Here is an 18,003-nt window from a genome sequence, read left to right as displayed (position 1 = left end):
GATCCGGCCCCAGCGCCGGTTTTACGACCGCATGCGGCCGATCGAACGAATCATGTCATGCGAATCGGCGATTCGCCACCCGAATACCCATATTTCCTTACCACTTGCTGCGCCAGTGTCACGCTTCTGTCGCATAGGGCGCACGCAGGGCGGGTGATTCACTTGCCGCGCCCGGGCGCGATTCGGTCCAGAAGCGCGCGGAAGGCGTCGCGTTCACTGCGCGACAATTCCAATCCATTGTCTGCCGTGTCGAACTCGGTCTTGTCCTCGGCCTCCGCCTTCGTCGCCTTGTTGCGGGCCTCGGCGGCCTGTCTCAGCCGCCAGGTCACCATTTCATCCTCGGCCGCGAGCATATCCGCGAGCCCTTCGTCGAGCTCCGCCTGATAGCCGCGTCGCGCCTTGAGCTTGGCCAGCTCCTCGGTCAGGCACATCTGCGCCACCTCGCGGTCGGGTCGCCGCACCGGGGGCGTGATCTGCACATGGGGATGCGACATCAGCCGGTCAAGGGCCGGACGCCCCGCCAGGGCGATCACATTTTCCCGCAAGGTCTCCGTATCCTCCTCCTCGGCATGGGTGAGGATCGCATGCAGGAGCACCGCATGGTCTTCGGTGCGCGGGTGCAGCGCCTCGAGCTGGGTCAGGAACTCCATCGCCAGACCGGGATTGGCGATCAGCACCGCCAGAACCACCGCCTCGCGCATCAGATCCGCCTGCGCCTCATCGCCGGCGACGATCATCGACGCCTTGGCGCCCTCGGTCGGCACGGCGATCTGTTTGCCGAAGCGTCCACCGCGACCCGCGGGGTTCCATGGCGGGCGCACGCTGCCGCCTTGCCGCCCGCCGCCCTGAAACCTTCCCTCCTGAAAACCGCCATCCTGAAAGCCACCCTGCTCACCGTCGCTGCGCTTGCCGCGGAACAGTTCGAAGCGCATGTCCTTGAGGATCTCGCCGTAATGGCGCTTGATCGAAGCATCGGTGATCGGACGGATGGTGTTGCGCAGGCTCTTGTCGAGCGCGGCGCGGCGTTCGGGACTGTCAAAGACCTTGCCCTCGGTCTCGCGCCGCCACAGGAGCGCGACCATCGGCAGGGCGCCATCCAGCACCTCCTGCATCGCCTCGCGGCCCTTCTCCTTGATCAGCTCGTCCGGGTCCTGCCCCTCCGGCAGAATGGCAAAGCGCAGCCCCTTGCCGGCTTCGAGCAATGGCATGGCGAGATCGATCACGCGATACGCGGCGCGCAAGCCCGCCTTGTCACCATCGAGCGCAATCACCGGCTCATCCGACATGCGCCACATCAGCTGCAATTGCCGCTCGGTGATGGCGGTGCCCAGCGGCGCCACGGTGGCGTCAAAGCCCGCTTCGGCCATGGCGATCACATCCATATAGCCCTCGGCCACCACAAGCGTCTGGCCCTTGCCACAGCCGGCGCGGGCCGGTCCGTGGTTGTAGAGCGCATTGCCCTTGTCGAACAAAAGCCGCTCGGGACCGTTCAGGTATTTCGCCCGGGCGTTCGGGTCCATCGCCCGCCCCCCAAAGGAGATCAGCCGCCCACGCGCATCGCGGATCGGAAAGGTGATGCGGTCGCGGAAGAAATCATAGGGGCTGCGGCCATCGTCGGGCCGTGCCGCGACACCGGCCTCGATCGCCAGATCCTCGGAAATCCCCTGATCCTTCAGCGCGCGCAAAAGCGCGTTGCCGGAGGGGGCAAAGCCGATCTCGAAACGTTCGCGGGTCTCGGGCTTCATCCCGCGCTTGTCGAGATAGGCGCGGGCCTGCGCGCCGCCCTGTTGGCTGAGACACAGCCGGAAGAACCGGTTCGCCGCCTCGTTGACCTCGGCCAGCTCGGCGCGCTTGTCGGACTTTTCCTGCGCCTTCGGGTCGCCTTTCGGCACCGGCATGCCGGCTTCCTGAGCGAGGATCTCGATCGCCTCCATGAAACCGACATTCTCGGTCTCGCGCACGAAGGTGATCGCATCGCCCTTGGCGTGGCAGCCGAAACAATAATAATAGCCATCCTTGTCATTGACATGGAAGGAGGCCGATTTTTCATGGTGGAACGGGCATGGCGCCCACATGTCGCCCTTGCCGGGGTTGGACTTGCGCTGATCCCACATGACCTTTCGGCCGACCACATCGGTCAGCGACAGGCGATTGCGCAGCTCATCCAAGAATCCCGGGGGTAGTGACATGAAGGCAAGTATTCTCCCAAATCCGGACCAAGGTCCAGAGGCGGCAAACGGCAGAAGGTCCCGAAAGCCCCCATGCCCGCCGCTGCGCCTCCGCCACCAGCCCCCGGCCGCTCGCCTTCTGCCTCCGACCTCCTGTCTCTGGGCGCTCCTCTCCTGTCCGGCGCGCGATGCATCGCCCCCCGCGACAGAGCGCAAAATGCCCTCGGCAGCTCGGCGATTTCGCTTCAGACGAATCGGATTGCGGCAGGAGTCGTTCGAAATGATGGCTTTTTCAGGGCCTGATGTGGCGAAATCATGGTGCCTGAGACGCTTTGGACAGACGTTCCCCGCCTCCGCTGCGGAGAATATGACCATTTCGAGGCCGCCACTGCGGACACTTTACCGATGGTAAATCCACAGTCAAAATAGGCCTGTGTGAAGGGTGTAAGCACGGGGTAACTCCGGCCATCTGACGCATAACTGGGGAATATGGGGGCACCACTCATACAGTGAGACGGTGTCATGTTGGGTACAGATTTCAGCTGCAAAGCGGCGAATGAAAAGGGCATGCATGCCCGGGACGCGAAGCGTTCGAAAGCCAGGCCCGCCTTGTGGCGCCTGCGGCAGCGCTACATCCGTGACGAACGGGGGTCGCTGACGGTTTTCGGCCTCTTCACGTTCGTGATCATCCTCCTGCTCGCGGGCATGGGGATCGACATCATGCGCCAGGAAACCCTGCGCGCCGAGCTACAGAACACGCTGGACCGATCGGTCCTGGCCGCTGCCAATCTCGACAGCACCCTCGATGCGGAAGCCGTGGTCACCGATTACTTCGCCAAGGCCGGCCTGCTCGACTATCTGGCCTCGGTCGAGACCGTCACCTCCGGGGACGGACGGTCCGTGACCGCACGGGTATCTGCCGATCTGCCGACCTATTTCATGCGCTACGCCGGCATCAACGATCTGAGTTTCAAGAGCCATGGCACCGCCGAACAGGGGCTCGCCAATCTCGAGATCTCTCTCGTGCTCGACGTCTCGAACTCGATGAACAGCAATAACAAGTTCTACAACCTGACGATCGCGGCCGAGGATTTCGCCGATACGATCTTTGCCAATTCCGCCGAAGGGGCGGTCTCGGTCTCGGTCGTGCCCTATTCGACCCAGGTGAACGCCGGTGCGACCATCCTGGGCGAATTCAACATCGCGGACCGGCATGACACCTCCTACTGCATCAATTTCGGCGCGACCGATTTCAGCACGACCGCGATCGACACGGCCACGCTCTACCATCAGACGATGCATTTTGATCCCTGGTATTACACCGGGTTCGACAATGGCCTCCGGCTGCAAGTCTGCGACCCGGACAGCGGCAACAACATCCTGCCCCTGTCGGATTCCCTGGACACGATCAAATCGAAAATCGCCGGGCTTTCGGCCGATGGCAACACCTCGATCGATCTCGGGGTGAAATGGGGCGCCGCGCTGCTGGATTCCTCTGCCCAGACCCTGACCTCTGCCCTGGTCACCTCCGGCGAAGTCTCGGCCGGCATGAGCGATCGCCCCTATGACAGTTCCAATTCGTCGCTCAAGGTGATGGTGGTGATGACCGATGGTGTGAACACCACGCAATATTACATGCCCGACAGCTACCGCACCGGCTATTCCGACATCTATCAGGCCGCAGATGGCAAACTCTCCTTCGAGACCCGCTCGAGCGCCTGTTACTACTCGCACTGCTGGTACGTCCCGTCGACCGGCAGCTACGTCTCCTCGGTCTGGGGCGGCAACAATGCCGTACAGCTGACCTGGGAGGAAGTCTGGAGCCGGATCACCGTCGAGAACCATGCCTACACGCGCTATCAGGCGTCGCGCTACTCCAGCGACTACTATTTCTGGACCGGCGCGACCCGGGTCGGCGTCAACAATGCCACCAAGAACGCGCGGCTGGACGCCATTTGCTCGGCCGCCAAGGAGAAAGGCATTCTGGTCTTCACCATCGGCTTCGAGGCCCCGACCGATGCAGAAGCGGCGCTCAAATCCTGCGCCTCCTCGGATGCGCATTACTATGATGTCGATGGCTTGGAAATTGCCGACGCCTTCTCGGCCATTGCCACGAAGGTGACGGAACTGAGGCTGGTCGAATGACGATATTCTCCCGCCTGCACCAGCTCTTCCGGCGTCACGGATGTGACGAAGAGGGCTCCGCCACGGTCGAATTCGCGATGGTCTTTCCGATCTTCGCCTACATGATCATGGGCGGCTACGAGATCGGCTATTACACCGTTTCGGCCTCCATGCTCGATCGCGGCCTCGATCTCGCCGTGCGCGATGTGCGTCTGGGGAACATGCCCAATGTGACCCTGACAAACCTGAAATCCGCAACCTGCGAATATGCCCGCTATGTGCGCAATTGCGAGGAAAACATTCACATCGCCCTCGAACCCGTGGATGCGAATAATTTCCAGCATCCGACCCATATCGCGGTCTGTCTGGACCGCACCGCCGATGTCACCCCGGCGACGACCTTTACCGATGGTGGCGAAAACGAACTGATGCTGGTCCGGGCCTGCGTCAATGTCGACCCGATCTTCCCGACCACATGGCTCGGTTCGACGCTCCAGAAAACCCCGGGCTCCGGCTATGCCCTGATCTCCACCAGCGGCTTCGTCAACGAGCCGAACACATGATGAGACAGTCGATGGCACAGATCCTTTCTTCCTTCCGTCAGAGCCTGCGGCGATACCGCGAGGCCGAGGCTGGCTCAATGTCGCTCGAAGCCATGCTGATCGCGCCGTTCCTCCTGGTCATGCTGATGTTCTGCTACATGTTCTTCGGCGCGTTCGAGGCCAAGGCCCGCGCCAATAAGGCCAATTACACGATTTCCGACTACCTGTCGCGCCAGACCGACGCGATCGACGCCACCTTTCTCGACGGGCTGGCCGATGTCTATCGCTTCCTGAACAACCAAGGCGATATCGACATGCGCACCTCCGCCATCCAGTATACGGTCGACACGGATGGCAACGGCTCGCACAAGCTGATCTGGTCCTATGCGACCGGTGACTACCTCGCCCTCACGGACGAGACATTGGCGACGGTCGAGCAGCGCGTGCCGATCCTCGCGGACGGCGAAGAGGTCCTGCTGATCGAAACCGTCCGCCCCTGGACCGCGCCGTTCAGCGTGCTCGGCATCGATCCCAACTTCGAATTCCTCGATATTGTCGCCACCAAACCGCGTTTTGCCACACAGGTTCCGTTCGACGACGGCACCTCGGACACGACCTCGGAGTCGACCAGCGACACGACGACCGATGAATCCACCCTGACGCCGACCTACGACTGGCAATATTACTGAGGCGCCCCCGGGACCGGGATCAGGACGGTCACGTCTCAGTCGATCCGCCCCATTCCGGCAACCCGTGCAGCAATGACATCGGCCATGGCCTTGCCCTGCCCCGCAGGCGTCACACCGCCGACGCCGATGCGCTTGCCGAGCCGCCACCAGAGCCCCGGCGCCCAGCCGCGCGGCGCACGGGTTTTCAACCGGATGACGAAACCATTCGAAGGTTTGAAGGCAAAGGTACCGCGTTCGACACCGGCGACATCTTCGATCCGGCACAAGACCGGGCCATTCTCCTGGCGCAACTCGTCCTCGGTCAGAATGAGGCGTTGCCCGGTCACCACCCAGAGCTTCCAGGCCAGAAACAGCGCCCCCGCCGCCATCGCGACGAGCATCGCACTCCAGCCAAGCCCGAGGCCTTCGGGTCGGCTCACCACCCAGACCAGAATCAGGGCCAGCAGGACCAGCATGGCCGCCGCGCTGAAACGCCGGGCGGGCGAAGGGGTCAGGGTCAGATCTGACGCGTTCAATTCCGTCATGGCAGCTCTCCTGCATTTGCGCATGGTGGGGTCAACACGCTCTATCCTCTGGCGCCGCAAAGGGAAAGCTCGCTCTGCGCAGCCGCCCGCCGAAACCCCGCCCTTCCCCCGCGCAAAGACCTCAGCAGAGGCCTCAGCGGAAGCTCGGCAGAAAGATCGACAGCAAAGTCCGATTGTCCCCGCAGGCCGCCCGTATTAGGGTCTGGCGAGTGCCCCGCGCAAACCGCCCCAGGGCCATCCTTTTGGAATTTATGTACCCATGATGCGCCCTTCTGCCTCTCTCCGGATACCCCGCATGTTTGCCGTGGCGACAGTTCTGGCTGGTTTACTGGCCGGTCTGAGCGGTTGCGCGGATCGGCCGGACCTGTCGGGGCGCACCACGCCACTGGACCCTGATCTGCCCTGGCCCAGCCTGATCGACATCTCGGAGGTCGCGACAACGGCCGAGGCTGCGACGGATCCTGCGGACACCGAATCCGACACGCTCAGCCGGGCGGAGCAACTGGCCGCCCGCGCCAATGCCCTGCAATCGCGGGCCAGACGCCTCTCGACCCGGCCGGTGCTCACCACGGACGACCGCAACAGGTTGCTCGCGGCCATCGACCGGCATTTCTAGCCGCAACTTTCCCGGTCTCCCCGCACGACAGAGCGCCATTCGCAGAGTTGCACATCGCCCCGTTCAGCGCTATCAGGACGGTCAGTTTTCACGCATCCCATGCCTACTCCGGAGCCTTTCCATGTCCAAAGCCCCGTCTTCCCAAGCCCCCCTGCGTCTCGGCATTGCTGGACTTGGCACCGTCGGCACCGGCGTGATCAAGATCGTGCAGCGCAAGGCCAATCTTCTGGCCCAGCGTTCCGGCCGCCCGGTAGTGATCACCGCCGTCTCGGCGCGCTCGCGCGACAAGGACCGCGGCGTCGACATTTCCGGCTATGCCTGGGAAGACGATCCGGTGGCCCTGGCGCTGCGCGAGGATGTCGATCTTTTCGTCGAACTCATGGGCGGCTCTGACGGCCCCGCCAAGGCCGCGACCGAGGCCGCGCTTTCCGCCGGCAAGGATGTCGTGACCGCCAACAAGGCGATGCTCGCCCATCATGGTCAGGAACTGGCGCTCCGCGCCGAGGCGAAAGGCGCCGTGCTGCGCTTCGAGGCCGCCGTCGCCGGTGGCATCCCGGTGATCAAGGCGCTGACCGAAGGGCTCGCGGGCAACCGCATCGAGCGCATCGCCGGCGTGATGAACGGCACCTGCAATTACATTCTGACCCGGATGGAGAACGAGGGCCTGTCCTATGACGAGGTGTTCGAGGCCGCCAAGGCATTGGGCTATCTCGAGGCCGATCCGACGCTCGATGTCGGCGGCATCGACGCCGGGCACAAACTGGCCATCCTCGCTGCCATCGGCTTTGGCACCCAGGTGGATTTCGACAATATGGTGCTCGAAGGCATCGAGAAAATCACCATCGAAGACATCCACCACGCCGCCGACATGGGCTACCGCATCAAACTGTTGGGCGTGGCGCAGATGACCGGTCGCGGCTTGGAACAGCGCATGACACCGTGCCTTGTGCCGGCGCTCTCGCCGCTGGGCCAGTTGGAGAATGCCACCAACATGACCGTGCTCGAAGGCGACGAAGTCGGCCAGATCGTGCTGCGCGGCGCCGGCGCCGGCGAGGGCCCGACCGCCTCCGCCGTGATGTCCGACGTGATGGACATCGCCCGTGGCATCCGCGTGCCGACCTTTGGCGTGCCCGCCGAGGCGCTGGAAAAAGCGAACCCGGCCGTGGCCGCGACCCCCGCGCCCTATTACCTGCGCATGTCGCTCCTGGACAAACCCGGCGCGCTGGCGAAAATCGCCGCCGCCCTTGGCGATGCCGGCGTGTCAATCGACCGGATGCGGCAGTATGGCCAGCACGACAACCCCGAGGTCGCCCCGGTGCTGATCGTCACCGACGCCACCTCGCGCAACTCGCTCGATGCCGCGCTCGAGGGGATGAAAGCCACCGCGGTTCTGGCGACCGAGCCGGTGGCCCTGCGGATCGAGAACGTCTGAGCGGAACCGGCAACGCAATGGATCGGGCGGGCGGATAACTGCCCGGCCCTCTCTGACCGACACGGCCGAGCTCGATCCGTCGCCCCGCTTCGCATTTCCGCCTCCCCCGTCATGAAAACTTCACCAAATCAGACTGTTGGCGCAAACATCGCCATGTTAGCGCTAGGGATAGGGCACCGCCCTTGCTCGTGAGCGGAACATATGGTCATGAGGAGGGGCAAAGATTTTGTCCGCGTGAAAAGGGACCCCAATACCATGTCGCAATCGCCCACCTTCTACGACCGTATGCTGTCGCTCGGCCTCGCCCGTGTCGCCGAACAGGCCGCCATCGCCTCTGCCGATTATGTCGGCCACGGCGATGAGAAAGCCGCCGACCAGGCCGCCGTGAACGCCATGCGCGATCAGCTCAACTCGCTCGACATTCAGGGTGTCGTGGTGATCGGCGAAGGCGAGCGCGACGAAGCCCCGATGCTCTACATCGGCGAGAATGTCGGCAATGGCAACGGCCCGGCGGTGGACATCGCGCTCGACCCGCTCGAAGGCACCACGCTGACCGCCAAGGACATGCCCAATGCGCTGACCGTGATCGCCATGGCGCCGCGCGGCACGCTCCTGCATGCTCCCGATGTCTACATGGAAAAACTGGCGATCGGCCCGGGCTATGAAAAAGACGTGGTCTCGCTCGACATGACCCCGACCCAGCGGGTCGAGGCGCTGGCGAAAGCCAAGGGCGTCAAGCCGAACCAGATCACGCTCTGCGTGCTCGAACGCCCCCGCCACGAGGCGATGATCGAGGAGCTGCGCGCCACCGGCGCCGCGATCCGCCTGATCACCGATGGCGATGTCGCTGGCGTCATCCACTGCGCCGAGGCCTCCACCGGCATCGACATGTACATGGGCTCCGGCGGCGCCCCCGAGGGCGTGCTCGCGGCCTCCGCGCTGAAATGCATGGGCGGCCAGATGTGGGGCAAGCTCTTGTTCCGCAACGATGACGAACGTGGCCGCGCCGCCAAGGCCGGGATCACCGATCTCGACAAGATCTATACCCGTGACGAGCTCGTCACCTCCGACGTGATCTTTGCCGCCACCGGGGTGACCAACGGCTCCATCGTGCATGGTATCAAACGCGAACCGGGCTATCTCACCACAGAGACCATCCTGATGCGCTCGAAAACCGGCTCGATCCGCCGCATGACCTATCGCAACCCGATCAAGTAAGCGGCAGGCGATATCTTTTGCGAAAGGCGGTCCTTCGGGGCCGCCTTTCTTGCATCCGGCCGCGCGCCGGGCGATAGAGAGTCATGCGTGATTTTCTCGATGTCTCCGCCTCTTTGACCGGCCGCCGCTGGATCGGCCCCACGGACGAGCTGACCCGCCAGGCAGAGCTTCTGGCGCAACAGACCCGCCTGCCCCTGCCCTTGTGCCAGACGCTGGCCCGGCGCGGTGTGGCCCCCGAAGAGGCCGCCGGCTTTCTCGACCCGAAGCTCAAGGAGCTTCTGCCCGATCCGCTCACCCTCAAAGACATGGGCATTGCCGCGAGCCGCTTTCTGAATGCAGTCAAATCCCGCGAAAACATCGCCATCTTCGCCGATTACGATGTCGATGGCGGCACCTCGGCGGCGCTTCTGATCTCCTGGCTGAGGCAAATGGGCCTCGCCGCGACACTCTATATCCCGGACCGGATCGACGAGGGCTATGGCCCCAATGAACCGGCCATGGCCGGGCTCGCCAAGGATCACGACCTGATCGTCTGCGTCGACTGCGGCACGCTGAGCCATGACGCCATTGCCGCGGCCAAGGGCGCCGATGTCATCATCCTCGATCACCACCTGGGCGGCGAGACCCTGCCCGACTGTGTCGCCGTGGTGAACCCGAACCGTCAGGATGAAACGGGCGAGCTGGCACATCTCTGCGCGGCTTCGGTGGTGTTCCTGATGCTGGTGGAGCTCGGACGCCTGTTGCGCGCCGAGGACGTCAAGAGCCCCGATCTCATGGCGATGCTCGATCTCGTCGCGCTCGCCACCGTGGCCGATGTGGCGCCGCTGATCGGGGTGAACCGCGCGCTGGTACGCCAGGGGCTCAAGATCATGGCGCGGCGCGACCGTATCGGGTTGCGGGCGCTGGCGGATGTGGCCCGGATGGACAGCGCACCCACCTCCTATTCGCTCGGCTTCCTCCTCGGCCCCCGGATCAACGCCGGCGGGCGTATCGGCGCCGCCGATCTCGGCGCAAGGCTGCTGTCGACCGAAGATCCGCATGAGGCACAGGCGCTGGCCGAACGGCTCGATGCCTTGAACACCGAACGCCGCGAGGTGGAAAATGCCGTGCGCGAGGAGGCCTTGCTGCAAGCCGAGGCCCGCGGGTTTGACGCGCCTCTGGTTTGGGCCGCAGGCGATGGCTGGCACCCGGGCGTCGTGGGCATCGTCGCCTCGCGCCTCAAGGAGGCCACCAACCGCCCGGCCATTGTCATCGGGTTTGATGAGGAGGGCGTCGGCAAGGGCTCCGGCCGCTCCGTGTCGGGCGTCGATCTCGGCGCCTCGATCCAGCGACTGGCCGCCGAGGGCCTGCTGGTCAAGGGCGGCGGCCACAAGATGGCGGCCGGCCTCACGGTAATGCGCGATCAGCTTGAGCCCGCCATGGCGCGGCTGGCCGAGCTTCTGGCGAAGCAAGGTGCCGGCCGCCTCGGCCCCGCCGATCTCAAGCTCGACGGCATGCTGATGCCCGGGGCGGCAAAGATCGAGCTGATCACCCAGCTCGAGGCCGCAGGCCCCTATGGCGCCTCCGCCCCTGCCCCGCGCTTTGCCTTCCCAAGCTGTGCAATCCATTTCGCCCGCCGCATCGGCGAAAGCCATCTCAAACTGACCTTCTCGGATGGCCAGGGCCCAAGGCTCGACGCGATCTGTTTCGGCGCTTTCGACGGTCCGATCGGCCCGGCGCTCGAACGCCACGGCGGCGCGCGCTTCCATCTCGCCGGCCGGCTGGAGATCAACACATGGGGCGGGCGGCAATCGGTGCAGCTGCGGCTCGAGGATGCCGCAGAAGCCCTCTAGGTCGGACCAGCCAAGCCGGGCGAAAAAACTTCACAAAGGCGTCAAATTCCTCTTGCGCCCCCCGCCCGCATTTCATAAATACCCGCTCACACCAAGCGCGGTCCGTTCGTCTATCGGTTAGGACGCCAGGTTTTCAACCTGGAAAGAGGGGTTCGATTCCCCTACGGACTGCCACTTTTCCCCTTCTCACTGGTATCTGAATTGAGCGCTCTCCGCATTGGCGTTCGAGATCACCCGCATTCGGGTTGTCCATTCGGGGCAATGCGCCCTGTCGCAGGGGGCTGGCCGTGATCTCGCTGTTGCGACAGGCCGGCTTTATCCGCACCGATCACCGGGGCGCAAAGCTGATCTGAAGCGTGAATGTATAGCTGGTCTTGCCGAGACTATCGGGGGCCGGCCGGAACTGGCCGACACTCTGCACGGCGCGCAGCGCGGCCTGATCCAGTGTGCTGTTGCCCGAGGAGCGGGAGATCGCGACATCTCTGAGCGCGCCGCTGCGCGCGACCGTGATCCGCAAAGTCACCTGTCCCTTGGCGCCACGGGCCGCAGACGGGTAGCGTTTCTTTCGCTCGATGGCGCTGCGGATCTTGCCGCCCCATGTGCTCAGGTCGCGCTGAACCCGGCCGGCATCGAGGGTTGCGACCTGTGCCGTGCCGGCGGTGCCGCTTGCCCCGCGCGCGCCGCTGCCGCTGGCTGTCTGACCTGCCGATTGCACGGCGTTCTGGCTTCTCGGCGGCTGTGGCTTGGGTGGTTTCGAGGCTTGTGGTTTCGGGGCTTGTGGTTTTGGCGGCTCCGGGGCTTCCGGCGCCTCCGGTTCTTCGAAACTTTCCGAGGGCGGTGTGGGCAGGCCAAGGTTCGCCATTGGCATTTTGGGCGCGTCGAGATGCATCGGTGTCGGGCTGGCCAGTGGCAATGCGGGCTCTGCCGCGACCGGGTCAGGCGGCTCCGGGGCTTCCGGGGGCGCACTCTCGGCTTGCAGCTCCGGCGGGGCAAATTCATCCCAACGTTCAACGAGGCTCTCGAGCGCCGCCGTCGAGGCGGTGAGGCTGACCAGCTGGCTGCCGCCATCGCCCTGCGACTGCGCCCCGCCTTGCTCTGGGGGCAGACCGAAGAGCGCCGCATGCGCGCCCAGAGACAGGGCGACAAAGGCGGAAATCTCGACCAGACGGCTCATGGCTGTGCCGCCTCGGAGGTGCCCCGCCCGGCAGTCACCAGATTGACCTGGGCAAAGCCGATGGCGCCCAGCTCCGGCAAGATTTGCGCGATCAGCCGCGCCGGCGCGCCGCGATCGGCATGAAGCAGGAGTTGCGCCGCGCAGGGGGCATCGGCCTGGCATTGCGCGTCGTGCTCCGTTGCGAGCCGGGCCAAGACCGTGGCGCGCTCCGCGAAAGGAACGGTGAGATCGCGGAAGGCCAATTGCCCCTCGGGATCGAGATAGAGCGCCAGGCCGGTCTTCGCCTCTTCCGCCCGCGCCGTGTCGGGCGGGGTGATCTCGAGCGGGTCCGCCTGTTGCATCTCGCCGGCGATCAGGAAGAAAATCAACAGCAGAAACACGACATTGATCATCGGCAGAAGACCGGTCGAGACGGAGGATTTCGGCGGCGGATCAAAGCGCATGGGTCACTCCATCACGATCAGCCGGGTGATGCCATCACCCGAGAGCCGGTCCACCGTGTCGGCAAGCATTTGCAGATCGGCATCATGGGTGCGCAGGATCACCGGCGCATCCGGGCTGGGCATCAGCGGGCGCAGCCAGCCGGAGAGATGTTCGGCAAACACCTCTTCGCCATTGAGCCGGATCTCGCCAGAACCATAAAGTTCGACCACCCGTGGCGGGCCTTGCCATGTCGCCGCGCCGTCGCCACCTGCCGGGAAGAGCGGCAGGGCGCTTTGCGCGCCGAAACGCGAGACCAGCATGAAGAACACCAGCAGCAGGAACACCACGTCGATCATTGGCGTGAGATCGGGACGGCGCTTCTTGCGGGGCTGGGCAAAGCTGAACATGGCGCCGCTCACTCCCCTGCCTCGGGCGAGGTATCCGGCAGCGGCACGAAAATCCGCGTGGCGATGTCTTCCATGTCATGGCGCAGACCGTCAATCGCGGTCTCGAACCAGGTCAGCGCCACCTGTGCCGGGATCGCCACCGCCATGCCCGCCGCCGTGGTCAGAAGCGCCTCCCAGATGCCGCCGGCGAGCTGAGCCGGATCGGCGCGGGCGCCTGCGGCCTGCAGCGCCTGAAAGGCGGCGATCATCCCCATCACCGTGCCCAGAAGGCCAAGCAGCGGGCCGATGGTGGCGGCGAGTTCGAGCCCGCGCAACCCGGCGGAGGCGCGTTTCAACAAGGCCCGCGCGGTGCGGTCCACCTCTTCGCGCGCCAGCTCATCGGGCAGGTGTTGGGCCGCCTGCACCTCCATCGCGCGCCGGGCCAGCCGGGCACGCAGGCTGCGGCGCCGGCTCAGACCCTCGCGTGCGGCGCGCGTCTGCCCCTGTTGCCAGAGCCGGACGGCGGCCTCGGTGCCGCGCCCGCCGGACCAGAGGCCGGCGCGCAGCATGTCCCAGACTTTCCACAGGATCAGCGCCAGCGTGGCGACGGAAAGCGCGGCAATGGCCCAGATCGCAGGCCCGCCGGCGATCAGGAAATCGAGCATTTCGGGTGACATCATCTGCCTCCAACCGTGATTTCTCAATGGGATCGGGCGCGCCCGAGAAAAGGACGCGCCCGAGAGGGATCAGAGAGGATCAGAATTGCACCTGCAGGGTCAGGTAGACATTCCGGCCCGGCTCGTTGATCGTCCCGGTCGACTCGCCCAGAACCGTTTCGCGGTTCAGGTGGTTGGCGTAGGCCTTGTCGAACAGGTTATCGACGCCGCCGATCAGCATGACAGTGTCGGAGATCTCGTAGGCGCCGAAGAGATCGAGCGTCGCGTAGCCGGGCGTGGTGCTGGCGTCGCGCAGCGGATCGATCCGGTCCTGAGCGGCGGCGAAATTCACCCGCGCACCGGCCTGCCAGATCCCGGCGTCATAGCTGGCGCTGAGCGCCCCCATCAGCGGCGGGATCTGACCCAGCGGCTTGTCGTCGCTGCGGTTCTCGCCATAGGTGTAGGCAAGATTGCCGGCAAAGGTCCAGGCGCCGGAGGTGACATGGCCGCCGATCTCGACACCTGCGAGAAGCGCCGAGACATTGCTGTAGCTGGTCACCGTGCCGACGGTCTGGCGCAGGATGTAATCCTCGACCTTGTCGACATAGGCGGTGGCGTTCAGCCCCCAATCCGCCCTGGTGATCTCAATGCCGAGATCGAACTGATTGTGTTTCTCCGGCGCGATATCGGGGTTGCCGGCCCAAATGGTGGTGCCGACCTGACGCGCCATGGCGCGCTCATTGGCATCCGCCGTGCGCACCGAGCGCGACAGGCCCGCGAACAGCATGGTGTCCGGGTCGAGCCTATGTTCGAAACGCATCAGCCCGCCGAAGTTGTCCTCGGTCACCGCCCCGTCATAGCTCACGCCATAGACGCTGGTGTAGACATCGTTCGGGGTCACGGCATTCGGGTAGGTGGCATTGCCATCGGCATCGTCGATGGTGCTGCGTACATGGTCGTAGCGCAGGCCGAATTTCAGCGTATTGACCTCGGACAGCGCGGTCTCGGTCTCGGCATAGAGACCGGTCTGCTCGATCGTGACATCGGGCCACATCAGGGCGATGACCGCATTCGGGTCCTCGGCTTCGACGGTGGCGACGCTGCCGCGATAGGCATAGGCGATACGGTTGTTCGACTGGTAATCGACGCCGATCTTGGCCTTGGTCGCGCCGAAATCGAACTGGCCTTCGAGCTTGCCGCCCAGCGTGTCCGAGGTGGTCGGCACCCGCATCACCATCGGCATCATGTTGGTGCGCAGCGAATAATTGTCCATCACATGATCAACCTCGCTGCTGTAGAGCACGCCTTCGATCCGGGTCAGCGCCCCCATGTCGACATCCGTGCCGCCGCGCAGCCGGTAGGTCAGGGTCTCCGACGAGGGGCTGTCCATATTGGCGCCACCGAACAGCGTGTCGAGCGCTTCGTCCTTTTCGATGTCGAGCGCCAGGTCGGTGCCATTGGCGGCATAGCCCAGCGTCAGGCCGGCGCTGTTCTGGGTAAAGGCGCTGCGCACCTCGTCGCCATTGCCGTCCTCGTAATTGTCGGCTTCCTTATGCTCGCCCGAGAGCTCCGCGTAAAAGCCGTTGCCGAGATCGGCCGAGAGCGTTCCGGCCGCCGAGAGCCCGTTGCCGTTGCTAGAACCGCCCAGGAGCAGATCGCCGGAGAAGATCTTGCCCTCCTCGAAGTCGGGGGCGGCGCGTTCGAGACGCACGGTGCCGCCGGAGCCGCCCGGGCCGCTGGTCACGCTGGCATAGCCGCGCTCCACCACGACCTCGTCGGCGCGGTAGAAAGAGGCCATGGCACTCGGCGGGTCCATCCGGTTCGGACAGCCGCCATAGGTGAAACTGCCGGCATCGATGATGTTGAGCTGGTTGCCCTGCATGCCGCGGATGATGATGTCGATGCCATGGCCGCCCATGCGGCTGCCGGCGACACCGGGCACCGAGGACAAAAGCGCGCCGCCATCGAGACCCGCGGGCACCGGCAGAAGCGCCGGGTCGAACGCATAGGTCTGGGCGGTCTGGACGGCCTGGGCGACGCTTTGCTGGCCCTCGACGGTGATCGGATCGAGCGTCAGATCGGCCTCCTGGGCATAGGCCAGGCTCGCGGCCATGGTGGAAATCGTGCTCATCAGAAGAGCGGTGGCGCCGAGGCGCACCGGGTGTGAGATGGTCATGTCTGTGTCCCTCTGGGAATATTATCTGGTCATATGGTTTTGGACCCGGGCGGCGCCGATGGTGATCGGGTCCGGTCCGGGGAAAGGCCCTTTACGGGCGTCGCATGTGATCAGATGGACAGAGGGGGCGCGCGGCTGGTGCGGCTGAAGTCGAAACGCGCGGTGAGAAGCACCTCGGTCGCGCTTGGCGCGATCTCCGCCCGATGCGGCTTACCCTCCCGGGCGGGTGCCGCCACATCCGCGACAAAGAAAGCGGCGCCGACGACGCAATAGGGACAATCCGCCCCCTGAGTCGCATCGCCGGCGGGGGCTTCCCGGGTCTCCCCGCTGGCCGTGTCGAAGATGAGGGTCGTGCTGGCGCCGGGGGTGCTGCAGAGCTGCAGCAGCACTTCGGTCTCGGACAGGGTGACGGTGCTGCGGGCATCCGGCTGGAAGGCGATGGAGATCTGAACCGACAGCAGAACGGCGAGGCAGACGGCCCAGAAGCCGCGCAATATCCGCATATGCCGCATATTCAGAAAACCTTCCCCCATGGGTCCATATGTTCAGAAGCTCACAGATATGCAACTCTGAATTTATCCCGGGGCGAGGCAAAACAGCGCAGCGGAAGGGGCTGGTTTCTCGCGAAACGACACCTGCCCCGTCCGCCTCTCCGGGTGCTCAGGCCGCCGGATGCGGCCTGTGTGCGAGCAGATGTCGCAGTGGCACGAGGCAGACGAGCGAGGCCAGCGCGAATCCCGCGCCGGTGAAAAACGTCCATGGTGCCCCGGCGGCGGTCCAGATCGCACCGGCCAGCACGCTGGCGACGAGCAGCGCCAGCCCGGTGATCAGGTTGAACATGCCAAAGCCCGTGCCGCGCAGCTCGGCGGGCACCGCCCCGGCCACAAGCGCGGCGAGCAGCCCCTGGGTAAAGCCCAGGTGCAGCCCCCAGAGCAGGATCCCAAGCGCCAGCCCGGCAATGCCCTGGCTGAGGGCGAGGGTCAGATCGGCGGCGATCAACAGCGCCAGCCCGGCGACCAGCAGGCGCATCGGGCCGATCCGGTCGGAGAGCACGCCGACCGGATAGGCGCTCAGCGCATAGACCGCGTTCATGCCGACGAACACCAGCGGCACCAGCGTGGTCGGGACGCCCTGATCATGGGCGTGCAGCACCAGAAAGGCCTCGCTGAACCGTGCCAGGGTGAACAAGGTCGCCACCACGACCACCCACCAGTAGAGCCTGCCCAGCTGTCGCAGCTCGGCGCGGGCCAGCGGATTGCGCACCTGGCGCAGCCCCTGTGGCCGTGCCGGCTCCCGCACCACGAAGAGGATCAGACCGAGCGAGAGAAAGGCCGGCACCACGGCAACCCAGAACACCGACTGGAAATCATCGGCGAAAAGCCACATCAGCCCGATCGCGACGAGCGGGCCAATGAACGCCCCGGCGGTGTCGAGCGATTTCCGCAGCCCGAAGGCGGCCCCGCGCAGGCCGGCAGGCGCCAGATCGGCGATCAGCGCGTCGCGCGGGGCACCACGGATGCCCTTGCCGACCCGGTCGATGAAACGGGCGGCCACCACCCAGCCCAGCGTCGGTGCCAGCGGAAAGATCGGTTTGGTCAGCGCGGCCAGCCCGTAGCCCAGTGCCGCCAATCCCTTGCGCCGGCCGATCCGGTCGGACAGTGCGCCGGAGAAGACCTTGGTCATCGCGGCAATGGCCTGGGCCACACCTTCGATCAGACCGACCGCCAGCGCCGAGGCGCCGAGCCCGGTGGTGAGATAGATCGGCAGGAGCGCATGGATCATCTCGGAAGAGATATCCATGAACAGCGACACGAAGCCCAGCGCCCAGATCCCGGCGGGCAGCCCGCGCGCCGGTTTGCGCACCGATTTGTGCGTCGGTTCCTGTCCTGTCGCCGCGGGCGCTTCAATGATCCCGGGGGCCGTGAAATCCTGCTTGTCGCCGCTCATCGTAGATCCTGCCGCTGTCTGTCCCTGTCTGTTCGATAGCGCAAATCCGAGTGCCGCGCGAGACATCCGGGTGAGCTCACGATGATGTGCGCTGCC

The 18,003-nt window shown here is 65.1% G+C and carries 16 protein-coding genes and 1 tRNA gene; 8 read left to right on the top strand and 9 right to left on the bottom strand.

Annotation, left to right across the window (positions count from 1 at the left end; all coding sequences use genetic code 11):
- Nucleotides 1-158 precede the first annotated feature (158 nt).
- The gene (gene dnaG / locus BM151_RS00380; protein ID WP_090055502.1) at nucleotides 159-2,189 is read right to left on the bottom strand and encodes a DNA primase; all 2,031 of its coding nucleotides are present in this window, start codon (nucleotides 2,187-2,189) and stop codon (nucleotides 159-161) included.
- Nucleotides 2,190-2,690: 501 nt separating this feature from the next.
- Here dnaG and BM151_RS00375 point away from each other — a divergent pair.
- Genes BM151_RS00375 through BM151_RS00365 form a run of 3 tightly spaced genes read left to right on the top strand, consistent with a single transcriptional unit; the run spans nucleotide 2,691 to nucleotide 5,523 of the window.
- Nucleotides 2,691-4,313, top strand: coding sequence for a TadE/TadG family type IV pilus assembly protein (locus tag BM151_RS00375; RefSeq protein WP_090055501.1), 1,623 nt, complete (start codon nucleotides 2,691-2,693; stop codon nucleotides 4,311-4,313).
- Nucleotides 4,310-4,855: a TadE/TadG family type IV pilus assembly protein gene (locus BM151_RS00370; protein ID WP_090055500.1), complete on the top strand. Its 546-nt coding sequence runs from the start codon at nucleotides 4,310-4,312 to the stop codon at nucleotides 4,853-4,855. The genes BM151_RS00375 and BM151_RS00370 overlap by 4 nt, the downstream gene beginning before the upstream one ends.
- Before the next feature lie 11 nt (nucleotides 4,856-4,866).
- Complete coding sequence (locus BM151_RS00365; protein ID WP_090055495.1) at nucleotides 4,867-5,523, top strand: TadE/TadG family type IV pilus assembly protein; 657 nt, start codon at nucleotides 4,867-4,869, stop codon at nucleotides 5,521-5,523.
- Nucleotides 5,524-5,558: 35 nt separating this feature from the next.
- On the opposite strand, the gene BM151_RS00360 is transcribed toward BM151_RS00365, so the two are convergent.
- Nucleotides 5,559-6,047 carry a hypothetical protein gene (locus BM151_RS00360; RefSeq protein ID WP_090055488.1) on the bottom strand — a complete coding sequence of 163 codons (489 nt, stop codon included), beginning with the start codon at nucleotides 6,045-6,047 and terminating at the stop codon, nucleotides 5,559-5,561.
- Between the two features lie 295 nt (nucleotides 6,048-6,342).
- Between BM151_RS00360 and BM151_RS00355 the strand changes: the two genes are divergently transcribed.
- The 5 genes from BM151_RS00355 (at nucleotide 6,343) to BM151_RS00335 (ending at nucleotide 11,319) form a co-directional block, all read left to right on the top strand.
- Nucleotides 6,343-6,663, top strand: coding sequence for a hypothetical protein (locus BM151_RS00355; protein ID WP_090055485.1), 321 nt, complete (start codon nucleotides 6,343-6,345; stop codon nucleotides 6,661-6,663).
- Between the two features lie 121 nt (nucleotides 6,664-6,784).
- The gene (locus BM151_RS00350) at nucleotides 6,785-8,095 is read left to right on the top strand and encodes a homoserine dehydrogenase (RefSeq protein WP_090055482.1); all 1,311 of its coding nucleotides are present in this window, start codon (nucleotides 6,785-6,787) and stop codon (nucleotides 8,093-8,095) included.
- A 255-nt stretch (nucleotides 8,096-8,350) separates the two neighbouring features.
- A complete protein-coding gene (glpX, locus tag BM151_RS00345; RefSeq protein WP_090055479.1) occupies nucleotides 8,351-9,313 on the top strand; it encodes a class II fructose-bisphosphatase in 963 nt (320 codons plus the stop codon).
- A gap of 83 nt (nucleotides 9,314-9,396) precedes the next feature.
- Nucleotides 9,397-11,145 carry a single-stranded-DNA-specific exonuclease RecJ gene (gene recJ / locus BM151_RS00340; RefSeq protein WP_090055476.1) on the top strand — a complete coding sequence of 583 codons (1,749 nt, stop codon included), beginning with the start codon at nucleotides 9,397-9,399 and terminating at the stop codon, nucleotides 11,143-11,145.
- Between the two features lie 99 nt (nucleotides 11,146-11,244).
- Nucleotides 11,245-11,319, top strand: a tRNA-Glu gene (locus BM151_RS00335).
- Between the two features lie 154 nt (nucleotides 11,320-11,473).
- Here the strand turns inward: BM151_RS00335 and BM151_RS00330 are convergent.
- The 7 genes from BM151_RS00330 to BM151_RS00300 all read right to left on the bottom strand — a co-directional run bounded on the left by BM151_RS00330 (nucleotide 11,474) and on the right by BM151_RS00300 (nucleotide 17,907).
- Entirely contained in the window at nucleotides 11,474-12,319 is an 846-nt protein-coding gene (locus BM151_RS00330; protein WP_090055472.1) for an energy transducer TonB, read from the bottom strand.
- On the bottom strand, nucleotides 12,316-12,762 hold the full coding sequence (locus BM151_RS00325) for an ExbD/TolR family protein (protein WP_090055470.1): 447 nt from the start codon (nucleotides 12,760-12,762) through the stop codon (nucleotides 12,316-12,318). Before BM151_RS00325 ends, BM151_RS00330 begins: the two co-directional genes overlap by 4 nt.
- Before the next feature lie 3 nt (nucleotides 12,763-12,765).
- Nucleotides 12,766-13,149 (bottom strand): ExbD/TolR family protein, encoded by a 384-nt coding sequence (locus BM151_RS00320; protein ID WP_090055466.1) that lies wholly within the window; start codon nucleotides 13,147-13,149, stop codon nucleotides 12,766-12,768.
- An 8-nt stretch (nucleotides 13,150-13,157) separates the two neighbouring features.
- A complete protein-coding gene (locus BM151_RS00315) occupies nucleotides 13,158-13,805 on the bottom strand; it encodes a MotA/TolQ/ExbB proton channel family protein (RefSeq protein WP_090059013.1) in 648 nt (215 codons plus the stop codon).
- A gap of 79 nt (nucleotides 13,806-13,884) precedes the next feature.
- Nucleotides 13,885-15,960, bottom strand: a complete 2,076-nt coding sequence (locus tag BM151_RS00310) for a TonB-dependent receptor domain-containing protein (protein ID WP_090055463.1) — start codon at nucleotides 15,958-15,960, stop codon at nucleotides 13,885-13,887.
- 110 nt (nucleotides 15,961-16,070) lie between these two features.
- On the bottom strand, nucleotides 16,071-16,463 hold the full coding sequence (locus BM151_RS00305) for a DUF2946 domain-containing protein (protein ID WP_177212978.1): 393 nt from the start codon (nucleotides 16,461-16,463) through the stop codon (nucleotides 16,071-16,073).
- Nucleotides 16,464-16,620: 157 nt separating this feature from the next.
- Nucleotides 16,621-17,907 carry an MFS transporter gene (locus BM151_RS00300; RefSeq protein ID WP_090055459.1) on the bottom strand — a complete coding sequence of 429 codons (1,287 nt, stop codon included), beginning with the start codon at nucleotides 17,905-17,907 and terminating at the stop codon, nucleotides 16,621-16,623.
- Nucleotides 17,908-18,003 lie beyond the last annotated feature (96 nt).

The organism is Celeribacter neptunius (genome assembly GCF_900113955.1).
Taxonomy (GTDB): Bacteria; Pseudomonadota; Alphaproteobacteria; order Rhodobacterales; family Rhodobacteraceae; genus Celeribacter; species Celeribacter neptunius.
The sequence above is the reverse complement of the archived record's forward strand: the minus strand, read 5'-3'. Positions and strand labels throughout refer to the sequence as shown.

Coding starts and splice junctions, on each gene's coding strand:
- dnaG (WP_090055502.1), bottom strand. CDS start 2,189: ATGTCACTACCCCCGGGATTCTTGGATGAGCTGCGCAATCGCCTGTCG.
- BM151_RS00375 (WP_090055501.1), top strand. CDS start 2,691: ATGTTGGGTACAGATTTCAGCTGCAAAGCGGCGAATGAAAAGGGCATG.
- BM151_RS00370 (WP_090055500.1), top strand. CDS start 4,310: ATGACGATATTCTCCCGCCTGCACCAGCTCTTCCGGCGTCACGGATGT.
- BM151_RS00365 (WP_090055495.1), top strand. CDS start 4,867: ATGGCACAGATCCTTTCTTCCTTCCGTCAGAGCCTGCGGCGATACCGC.
- BM151_RS00360 (WP_090055488.1), bottom strand. CDS start 6,047: ATGACGGAATTGAACGCGTCAGATCTGACCCTGACCCCTTCGCCCGCC.
- BM151_RS00355 (WP_090055485.1), top strand. CDS start 6,343: ATGTTTGCCGTGGCGACAGTTCTGGCTGGTTTACTGGCCGGTCTGAGC.
- BM151_RS00350 (WP_090055482.1), top strand. CDS start 6,785: ATGTCCAAAGCCCCGTCTTCCCAAGCCCCCCTGCGTCTCGGCATTGCT.
- glpX (WP_090055479.1), top strand. CDS start 8,351: ATGTCGCAATCGCCCACCTTCTACGACCGTATGCTGTCGCTCGGCCTC.
- recJ (WP_090055476.1), top strand. CDS start 9,397: ATGCGTGATTTTCTCGATGTCTCCGCCTCTTTGACCGGCCGCCGCTGG.
- BM151_RS00330 (WP_090055472.1), bottom strand. CDS start 12,319: ATGAGCCGTCTGGTCGAGATTTCCGCCTTTGTCGCCCTGTCTCTGGGC.
- BM151_RS00325 (WP_090055470.1), bottom strand. CDS start 12,762: ATGCGCTTTGATCCGCCGCCGAAATCCTCCGTCTCGACCGGTCTTCTG.
- BM151_RS00320 (WP_090055466.1), bottom strand. CDS start 13,149: ATGTTCAGCTTTGCCCAGCCCCGCAAGAAGCGCCGTCCCGATCTCACG.
- BM151_RS00315 (WP_090059013.1), bottom strand. CDS start 13,805: ATGTCACCCGAAATGCTCGATTTCCTGATCGCCGGCGGGCCTGCGATC.
- BM151_RS00310 (WP_090055463.1), bottom strand. CDS start 15,960: ATGACCATCTCACACCCGGTGCGCCTCGGCGCCACCGCTCTTCTGATG.
- BM151_RS00305 (WP_177212978.1), bottom strand. CDS start 16,463: ATGCGGATATTGCGCGGCTTCTGGGCCGTCTGCCTCGCCGTTCTGCTG.
- BM151_RS00300 (WP_090055459.1), bottom strand. CDS start 17,907: ATGAGCGGCGACAAGCAGGATTTCACGGCCCCCGGGATCATTGAAGCG.